Origin of the sequence: Microbacterium oxydans (genome assembly GCF_000956525.1) — a bacterium.
GTDB classification, from domain to species: Bacteria; Actinomycetota; Actinomycetes; order Actinomycetales; family Microbacteriaceae; genus Microbacterium; species Microbacterium oxydans_A.
In genome coordinates, this window is sequence record NZ_JYIW01000020.1 from 171639 (window position 1) to 179753 (window position 8115).

An 8115-nucleotide genomic window follows, 5' to 3' on the forward strand; every position below is an offset into this window, starting at 1 on the left:
CCCCTGGGTGTCAAGACCCCGATTCGGCGGCGCGCAGGATCCACTCCGCACGGCCGCGCATCGCTTGGTCGACCATCTCGCCTGAGGAGAGCGTGGCCACTCCCCCGCCCCCCAGCACGGCGACGACCTCCCGTGCCCAGGCGACCTCGCGACCGGTGAAGGCGAAGACCCCGGCGATCACGGGCAGCTGGATCGGATGCGCCGCCATCCGTCCGAACAGTCCCAGCTCGGACGCGCGGCGGGTGTCGTCGGCCAGACCCTCCAGGTCCCGGATCCCCGGGTACACCGATGCCATCGGTGTCGGCAGCCCGGCGGCGCGAGCGGCGAACAGCATCGAGAGTCTGGCATGCGTGATCACTGGCTCGCCGCCGCCGAGTTCACTGCGCAGATCGCTCTCGCCGAGCGCGAGGGCGACGACGGCCGGGTGCTCGGCGATCGTCACGGCATTCACGACTCCGCGAGCCGATTCGAGCAGCGCGATGACCGGGCGGTCGGGAGCGATGGCGGCGACGCGGTCGAGCTCGGCGACGCTCTCGACCTTCGGAAGTCGGATGCCGATGTCAGGAGCGAGCCCGGCGACAGCCCGCAGGTCGGCATCGTCGCCGGCGTTCACCCGCACCTGCACGGCGGCGGTTCCCCTCCGTCCATCGCGCAGCCGGTCGACGACGGCATCCCGCGCGGTGGCCTTGTGCTGCGGGGCCACGGCATCTTCGAGGTCGAAGACCACGAGATCGGCGCCGCTCTCCTCGGCAGAGCGGAACCGGTCGGGGCGGTCCCCCGGCACGTAGAGTCCGGTGCGGTACGGGGCGGTCATCACACCGCCCCCCTCGCGTGCAGGTCGGTGATGTCGGCATCCGAGAAGCCGTGTTCGCGCAGGACCTCGTCGGTGTCGGCGCCATGTCGGCGCCCTGCCCACCGGATCTCCCCCGGCGTCCGCGAGAGCCGGAACAGCACGTTCTGCATCGCCACGTCGCCGAGCTCGTCGTCATCCACACGCACGACCGTTCCCAGCGCCCGGTACTGCGGGTCCTCCACCACCCCGCGCACGTCGTAGACCGGAGCGATCGCAGCAGAAGCCGACTCGAACACCGAGACGACCTCCTCCGCGTCATGCGCACCGATCCACGACTGCACCGCGTCATCGAGCTCATCGGCGTGCAACGCCCGCTCATGGCCGGAGCGGAACCAGGGTTCGTCGATCAGCTCCGCACGCCCGACCACCGTCATCACGCGTTCGGCGATCGACTGCGAGCTCGTCGACACCGCCAGCCACACGCCGTCGCGTGAGCGGTACACGTTGCGGGGAGCGTTGTTGACCGACCGGTTTCCGGTGCGGGGCTGGACCACCCCGAGCTGGTCCCATGCCGTGATCTGGCCTCCCAGCAGCATCAGGATCGGCTCGATGATCGCCATGTCGACGATCTGCCCTCGGCCGTCGCGCTCCGCGCTGCGCAGCGCAGCCATCACGGCGTACGCGGTCGCGAGGGCCGCGACCCCATCAGCGAGGCCGAACGGCGGAAGCGTGGGAGGGCCGTCCGGGTCACCGGTCAGTGCAGCGAACCCGCTCATCGCCTCGGCGAGGCTGCCGAAGCCTGGGCGCGCCGAATACGGTCCGAACTGGCCGAATGCCGTCACCCTGGCCAGCACGAGACGCGGATTCGCGGCATGCAGGCGCTCGGGCGAGAGTCCCCAGCGTTCGAGGGTGCCAGGGCGGAAGTTCTCGATCATGACATCCGCGTCGGCGACGAGGCGCAGCAGCACCTCCGCGCCGTCCGGGTCGCTCAGGTCGACCGTCACGGTGCGCTTGTTGCGCCCGAGCGTCTTCCACCAGAGGTTGACACCGTTCTTCTCCGGCCCGTGACCGCGCGAGGCGTCCGGCCGGGTCGGATGCTCGACTTTGATGACGTCAGCGCCGAAATCCCCCAGGAACGTGGCGGCGAGCGGGCCGGCGAACAGCGTGGAGACATCGAGCACGCGCACCCCCTGCAGGGGCGCCGTTGGAACAGTTCTCAGATCTTCCTGGTCCGACACCGAGACATGATAGCCACAGCGCTGCCTGGTCTCGACCCCACCACCCGTCGACGCGGCAGCGACCTCGCGCCGCCGTGCGCCGCTCGCCCGGTCAGTTCAGGACGGGCGGGATCTCCGACCAGACGATGCGCTCCTCGGTCGTCGGCGCGAGCGGGATACGGCCTGCGCCGTCGGGCTCGGGGATCGCCGCGAGCAGCGCACGGGTGTACGGATGCTGCGGATCGGCCCACACGCGGTCGGTCTGCCCCGACTCGAGCACCCGGCCGCCGAACATCACGAAGGTGCGGTCGGCGATGCGACGGACCACCGCGAGGTCGTGCGAGATGAACAGCATCCCCGCACCGGCTTCCGCGACCAGGTCGCGCATGAGGCCGGCGACGCTCGTCTGGGTCGAGGCGTCGAGCGCCGAGATCGGCTCGTCGGCGACCAGCAGCGACGGCCGCGCTGCGAGCGCCCTGGCGATCGCGATGCGCTGCTTCTGCCCGCCCGAGAACTGGTGCGGGAACCGGGTGCGCACGTTCGTCGGCAGGCCGACCCGCTCGAGCCACTCCTCGACGGTGGAGCCGGCGGCACCGCGAGCTTTCGCGGTGGCGATGCCGTCGGCGATCTGGTCGCCCACCCGGCGGCGGGGGTTGAGCGAGGTCGACGGATCCTGGAACACCATCTGGATGCCGGTGAGCGCGATCGACCGGCGCCGGATGCCGAGCGGAGACACCGGAGCATCCCGGAACAGCACCGTGCCGCCGGCGATCTTCTCGATGCCGACCACAGCACGCGCCAGGCTCGACTTGCCGCTGCCGGATTCGCCGACCAGTGCGACGGTCTCACCGGGGGCGACGCTGAGCGACACCCCGTTCACTGCGACGACCGGCGGGTTGCCCGGGTACCGAACGACGATGTCCTGCGCGTCGAGGACGGCGACCTCACTCATGAGCGGCCTCTCCATCCGATGCTCCTTCGATCCGCGAACCGGGCAGGGCCGCGAGCAGCGTTCGCGTGTATTCGTGCTGCGGGTCGCTGAACAGGGTCTCGCGATCGGCGAGCTCGACGATCCGGCCGTCCTTCATGACGGCGACCTGATCGGCGATCGCGCTCATGACGCCGAGGTCGTGGGTGACCAGCAGTACTGCGAGATTCCGTTCGATCGCGAGATCGCGGAGCAGCTGCAGGATGCCGGCCTGCACCGTGACGTCGAGTGCGGTGGTCGGCTCGTCCGCCAGCAGCACTTCGGGGTCGCACGCGAGGGCGCATGCGATCGCGATGCGCTGACGCTGCCCGCCGGAGAACTGGTGCGGGTACCGCTTGAGCGCCTCTTCGGGGTTCGGCACCTGCACGGTCTCGAGCAGTTCGACGGCCCTCGCGCGCGCTGCGGCGCCCTTGAGCCCGAGGTGCACGCGCATGTGATCCGTGAGCTGGCGCCCGACCGGCAGCTGCGGGTGCAGCGACGCCGACGGGTCCTGGAACACCATCGCGATGCGCTTGCCGCGCACGCGGTTGAGCGCGCGGCGGTTCAGGCCGACGAGCTCCTCGCCGCCGAGGCTGATCGATCCGCCGGTGCGGGCCTGCCGCGGAAGCAGCCCGAGCACGGCGAGCGAGGTGAGCGTCTTGCCCGACCCGGACTCTCCGGCGAGGCCGTGGATGCGCCCGGCCTCGAGGTCGATCGAGACGCCCTGCACGAGCGGGCGCCCGATGTCGATCGTGAGATCGCGGATGCTGAGCGCCGGGGCGCCTGGCGTCGCACTGCGCTGCGCGGTCATGCGGGCACCCCCGTCGCTGCTGCCGTCTTGTCGGCCTGCTTCTCGTGGGCGATCTCGGCGGTCGGGTCGAGCACGTCGCGCATCGCGTCACCGAGGAAGTTGAACGCGAGCACCACGGTCAGGATCGCGAGTCCGGGGAAGACGCCGAGCCACCAGGCGTCGAAGTTCTGCATGGCACCCGAGATCATGGATCCCCACTCGGCGGTCGGCGGCTGTGCACCGAGCCCGAGGAAGGAGAGTCCGGAGAGCAGCAGGATCGCGGCACCGATGTCGAGCGTCGCGAGCACGAGCACCGGACCCGCGATGTTCGGGAGGATGTCGATGAACAGGGTGCGCAGCGGCGAGTGGCCGAGCAGGCGTCCGGCGATCACGTAGTTCTGACCGCGCAGTCCGAGCACGATGCTGCGGGTCACACGTGAGTACTGCGGCCACGACACGACGATCGCCGCGATCACGGCGTTGAACAGCGAGGGGCCGAGGGATGCTGCGACCACCATCGCGAGGATGACCGTCGGGAACGCCATGAAGAGGTCGGTGATGCGCATCAGCGTCTCATCGACCCAACCGCCGAAGTAGCCGGCGAGCGCGCCGATCGCGGTGCCGATGATCATGGCGGCGATCACCAGCATCAGGGCGAGCGGCAGGCTCACGGTGGCACCGGTCATCAGGCGGGAGAAGATGTCGCGCCCGTTGCCGTCGGTGCCGAGCAGTGTGTCGATCCCCGGCGGCTGCAGTCGCGGCAGCACCTGGGCGTTCGGGCCGAACGGCACCCACCACTGCGCCGTGAAGGCCACGATGATCCAGGCGCCCGCGATCACGGTGCCGATGATGCCGAGCGGGGTGCGCCAGGCGCGGGGCCAGCGGAAGCGGAAGCGGCCGCGGCCGGAGACGGCGTCGATGCGGCTCATGCGATCCTCACTCTCGGGTCGAGGACGCCGTAGAGCAGATCGACGACGAAGTTGATGAGGAGGTAGATCATGCCGACCACGAGACCGACGCCCATGATGCCGGGCAGGTCGAGGTTCGCGGCGGAGTTGTAGGCGTAGGTGCCGAGCCCCGGCCATGCGAACACCGACTCGACGAGCACGGTGCCGGAGAGCAGCGCCCCGAAGGCGACACCGACGACCGTGAGGATCGGCAGCGAGGCGCCGCGCAGCACGTAGTCGAGGATCACGCGCATCGCCGGCAGGCCCTTGGCCCTGGCGGCGCGCACGTAGTCGCTGCCCAGCACTTCGAGCACCGAGGTGCGGATGAACCGGGTGAGCAGGCCGATCGTGACGAGCGACAGCACCATCACCGGGAGGGCGAGGTGGGCGAGGGCGTCGAAGTAGCCGACCGCATCGCCGTTCAGGAGATAGTCGACCGTGTACAGGCCGGTCACGCGCGGGGGCGGCGTGATCGACGGCGAGATGCGTCCGGAACCCGGCGCGATGCGCAGCTCGAGGAAGAAGACGTAGAAGCTGACCAGCGCGAGCCAGAAGGTCGGCACGCTGAGTCCGACCAACGTCACGACGCGGATGACCTGGTCGGTGACCAGCCCGCGACGGTACGCGGCGAGCGTGCCGAGCACGATGCTGACGACGAGGCTGAGGATGATCGCACCGATCGCGATCTCGATCGTCGCCGGCACCGCGGTGGCGAGGTCGCTGGTGACCGGGCGTCCGGTCACCAGCGACGTGCCGAGGTCCCCGCGGAGCAGGTTCCCCATATAGATGAAGTACTGCACGAACAGCGGCTGGTCCAGCCCGTGCTCCCGGATGAACGCCTCACGCGTCGCCGGGTTCTGGGATGCGCCCTCACCGAGCGCGGCCGAGACCGGGTCCCCCGGCACCAGGTTGGTGAGCAGGAACGTGACGATCGTCACGCCCACCAACAGGAGCAGAGAGGTCCCGGCCCGCCGCAGCAGGTATCCGACGAGAGGCGATCGGCGCCGTTGCGCCTGCCTCTGCACGGCCACTGTCGTCATGGGATGTCCGTTCAGCCGGCCGGAGCGATCTCGGCGATGTCCATCTCCCACACCGAGTTGTACACGGCGCCGGTGACAGCATCCGCCGTCGCGATGTTGCGGCCGGGGACGATCAGCGGAACGAAGGGACCCTCGGTCTGCATGGCCTCGGCGAACGCCGTGAAGGCGTCGGTGCGTGCGGCGGAATCCGTCGCTGCTGCGGCATCCGCTGCGATCGCGGCGATCGACGGGTTGGCCTCAGCCGCCCAGCCGGCACGGAGGCCGACCTTCAGGCCGGGGCCGAACGGCAGGAAGTTCGCGGAGTCGGCGTAGTCCGGACCCCAGAACCAGAGGCCGAAGCCCTCGGTGCCGTTGACGTAGGCGTCGAGCTCGGTGGCGAACGGTGCAGGGGCGAGTTCGACCGTGATGCCGGCATCCTCGAGCTGCGCCTGGATGCGCTCGGCGAGCGGGGTGAACTCCACGCCGCCGACCGGGTAGTCGTTCGGGAACTGCAGCTTCAGGGTCTGACCCGTGTAGCCGGCCTCGGCGAGCGCGGCCTTGGCCTTGTCGACGTCCTGCTCCACACCGGTGTCCAGCGCGCCCTCGAATCCGGGCGGGATGACGCCGGTCGCCTGCTCGGCGCCGGCACCTGCGAGCTCGAGCAGCGAGTCGTAGTCGAGCGAGTAGCGGATGGCTTCGGCGATCTTCACGTTCGCGAGGTCACCGGCGACGGCTTCCGACTGGTTCAGCAGCAGGAAGATGGTCTGGCCGGAGGGGACCGACTCGACCTCGAGGCCGTCGCCGAGGCCGGCGACCTGGTCGCCGTTCAGGTCCATCGCGACCATCGAGTCGCCGCCCTTGAGGTTGGCGAGCTGGGTCGCGCTCTCCGAGACGTTGCGCACGACGACGCGCTTGTACGCCGACTCCTCGTCGCCGTTGTACTCGTCGTTGCGGGTCAGGACGACCTGCGAGCTGAGGTCGAGCGTGTCGAGCACGAAGGGACCGGAGCCGGCGGACGCGCCGTCGAGGAACTTCTGGGCGCTGTCCGTGCCGTCGGTCGTGCCGCCGTTCTCGATCACGACGTCGGAGTTGACGATGCCGAGTGCCGGGTTCGCGAGGATCGCGGGCAGCTGCAGCAGCGGGGTCTCGGACGTGAAGGTGATCGTCTTGTCGTCGACCTCGGTGATCGTGAGGCCGCCGAGCAGGAAGTTCGGCTTGGCGTCCTCCATGCCCTGGATGCGCTGCAGGGTGAAGACGACGTCCTTCGCCTCGATCGGTGTGCCGTCGGAGAAGACGCGGTCGCCCTCGAGCGTGAAGGTGAACTCGGTCGCCTCCTCGTTCTGCTCCCACGACGCGAGGCCGGGGACCGGGGTGGAGACGTCGGAGCCCTTGAAGTCGACGAGGGTCTCGTAGAGCGCCTTCGCGATCATGTTGCCGGTCGGGTCGTACGTGTGACCCGGGTCGGTCGTCTCGATCGAGAACGCGGTGTCGATGACGAGCGAGTCCGAGCCCGACGACTGGTTGCTGTTGTTGGCGGAGTTTCCTCCGGAGCAACCGGCGAGCGCGAGGAGCGCGACCGCTCCGATCGCGATGACTGACGTGCTGCGACGTGACGACATGAGAGCCTCCAGAGGCGAGGAGTACATTCGGGAGTGGTCAGTCCGAAGTGGACGACCGGTGATCAGATTCGCATCATATGCGACGATGTGTCCAGCAAGGATGCAGATCAGCGTGAGGGTCTGTCCAGATCATCGAATGTGAGGAGCAATATGTCCAGCAAGGATGCCGCTGACACGAAGCATTCTGGACGAAGTGCCACCCCTTTGGACGAGACGGCATACAGAATCCTCGAAGTGCTCCGCGATAACGGTCGTGTCTCGATCGCCGCCCTCGCCGACAAGGTCGGCATCTCCAGGGCCAATGCCTACACGCGCGTCGAGTCGCTCGTGCACGACGGCGTCATCACGGGGTTCAGCGCCAGGGTCGATCAGGCCAAGGCAGGGCTCTCGATCGGAGCGCTCGTGTTCGTCACGGTGCTGCCCCAGGCCTGGGCGTCGTTCCGCGATCGGGTGCTCGAGATGCCGGACGTCGAGTGGTGCGCGATCACCACGGGAGAACACGACGCGATGCTGCTGATCCGCGCGGTCGACGTGAGCGGTGTGCACGAGTTCTCCACCGGGGTCATCGCCCAGTTGCCCGAGGTCAGAACGGTCGTGAGCGTGGTGGTGCTCGACGAGGTCATCCGGCGTCCGTACCTGCTCCCCGGCGACCTGCCGGAGCGGACGAGCGAGATCGCCCCGCTCGGCATGACGCGGTGGACGCCGGCATCCCCCGGCCGCGACTCGCTGCCGCCCCGCTGAGCCCCACCCCCTGTCTCTTATA

At 69.2% G+C, this 8115-nt stretch carries 8 protein-coding genes; 1 reads left to right on the forward strand and 7 read right to left on the reverse strand.

Annotated elements, in window-relative coordinates; translation table 11 throughout:
- Nucleotides 1–10: 10 nt before the first annotated feature.
- The 7 genes from RS83_RS05385 to RS83_RS05415 all read right to left on the reverse strand — a co-directional run bounded on the left by RS83_RS05385 (nucleotide 11) and on the right by RS83_RS05415 (nucleotide 7352).
- Complete coding sequence (locus RS83_RS05385; RefSeq protein WP_045278482.1) at nucleotides 11–814, reverse strand: HpcH/HpaI aldolase/citrate lyase family protein; 804 nt, start codon at nucleotides 812–814, stop codon at nucleotides 11–13.
- Complete coding sequence (locus tag RS83_RS05390) at nucleotides 814–2031, reverse strand: CaiB/BaiF CoA transferase family protein (protein ID WP_269429877.1); 1218 nt, start codon at nucleotides 2029–2031, stop codon at nucleotides 814–816. The genes RS83_RS05385 and RS83_RS05390 overlap by 1 nt, the downstream gene beginning before the upstream one ends.
- A 91-nt stretch (nucleotides 2032–2122) precedes the next feature.
- On the reverse strand, nucleotides 2123–2977 hold the full coding sequence (locus RS83_RS05395; protein WP_230114865.1) for an ABC transporter ATP-binding protein: 855 nt from the start codon (nucleotides 2975–2977) through the stop codon (nucleotides 2123–2125).
- Complete coding sequence (locus RS83_RS05400; RefSeq protein ID WP_045278483.1) at nucleotides 2955–3788, reverse strand: ABC transporter ATP-binding protein; 834 nt, start codon at nucleotides 3786–3788, stop codon at nucleotides 2955–2957. The genes RS83_RS05395 and RS83_RS05400 overlap by 23 nt, the downstream gene beginning before the upstream one ends.
- The gene (locus RS83_RS05405) at nucleotides 3785–4696 is read right to left on the reverse strand and encodes an ABC transporter permease (RefSeq protein ID WP_045278484.1); all 912 of its coding nucleotides are present in this window, start codon (nucleotides 4694–4696) and stop codon (nucleotides 3785–3787) included. The genes RS83_RS05400 and RS83_RS05405 overlap by 4 nt, the downstream gene beginning before the upstream one ends.
- Nucleotides 4693–5754 carry an ABC transporter permease gene (locus RS83_RS05410; RefSeq protein ID WP_045278485.1) on the reverse strand — a complete coding sequence of 354 codons (1062 nt, stop codon included), beginning with the start codon at nucleotides 5752–5754 and terminating at the stop codon, nucleotides 4693–4695. Before RS83_RS05410 ends, RS83_RS05405 begins: the two co-directional genes overlap by 4 nt.
- An 11-nt stretch (nucleotides 5755–5765) precedes the next feature.
- Nucleotides 5766–7352, reverse strand: coding sequence for an ABC transporter substrate-binding protein (locus tag RS83_RS05415; protein ID WP_045278486.1), 1587 nt, complete (start codon nucleotides 7350–7352; stop codon nucleotides 5766–5768).
- Nucleotides 7353–7502: 150 nt separating this feature from the next.
- Between RS83_RS05415 and RS83_RS05420 the strand changes: the two genes are divergently transcribed.
- A complete protein-coding gene (locus RS83_RS05420; RefSeq protein WP_045278487.1) occupies nucleotides 7503–8093 on the forward strand; it encodes an Lrp/AsnC family transcriptional regulator in 591 nt (196 codons plus the stop codon).
- The last annotated feature ends 22 nt before the right edge of the window (nucleotides 8094–8115 follow it).

Coding starts and splice junctions, on each gene's coding strand:
- RS83_RS05385 (WP_045278482.1), bottom strand. CDS start 814: ATGACCGCCCCGTACCGCACCGGACTCTACGTGCCGGGGGACCGCCCC.
- RS83_RS05395 (WP_230114865.1), bottom strand. CDS start 2,977: ATGGAGAGGCCGCTCATGAGTGAGGTCGCCGTCCTCGACGCGCAGGAC.
- RS83_RS05400 (WP_045278483.1), bottom strand. CDS start 3,788: ATGACCGCGCAGCGCAGTGCGACGCCAGGCGCCCCGGCGCTCAGCATC.
- RS83_RS05405 (WP_045278484.1), bottom strand. CDS start 4,696: ATGAGCCGCATCGACGCCGTCTCCGGCCGCGGCCGCTTCCGCTTCCGC.
- RS83_RS05410 (WP_045278485.1), bottom strand. CDS start 5,754: ATGACGACAGTGGCCGTGCAGAGGCAGGCGCAACGGCGCCGATCGCCT.
- RS83_RS05415 (WP_045278486.1), bottom strand. CDS start 7,352: ATGTCGTCACGTCGCAGCACGTCAGTCATCGCGATCGGAGCGGTCGCG.
- RS83_RS05420 (WP_045278487.1), top strand. CDS start 7,503: ATGTCCAGCAAGGATGCCGCTGACACGAAGCATTCTGGACGAAGTGCC.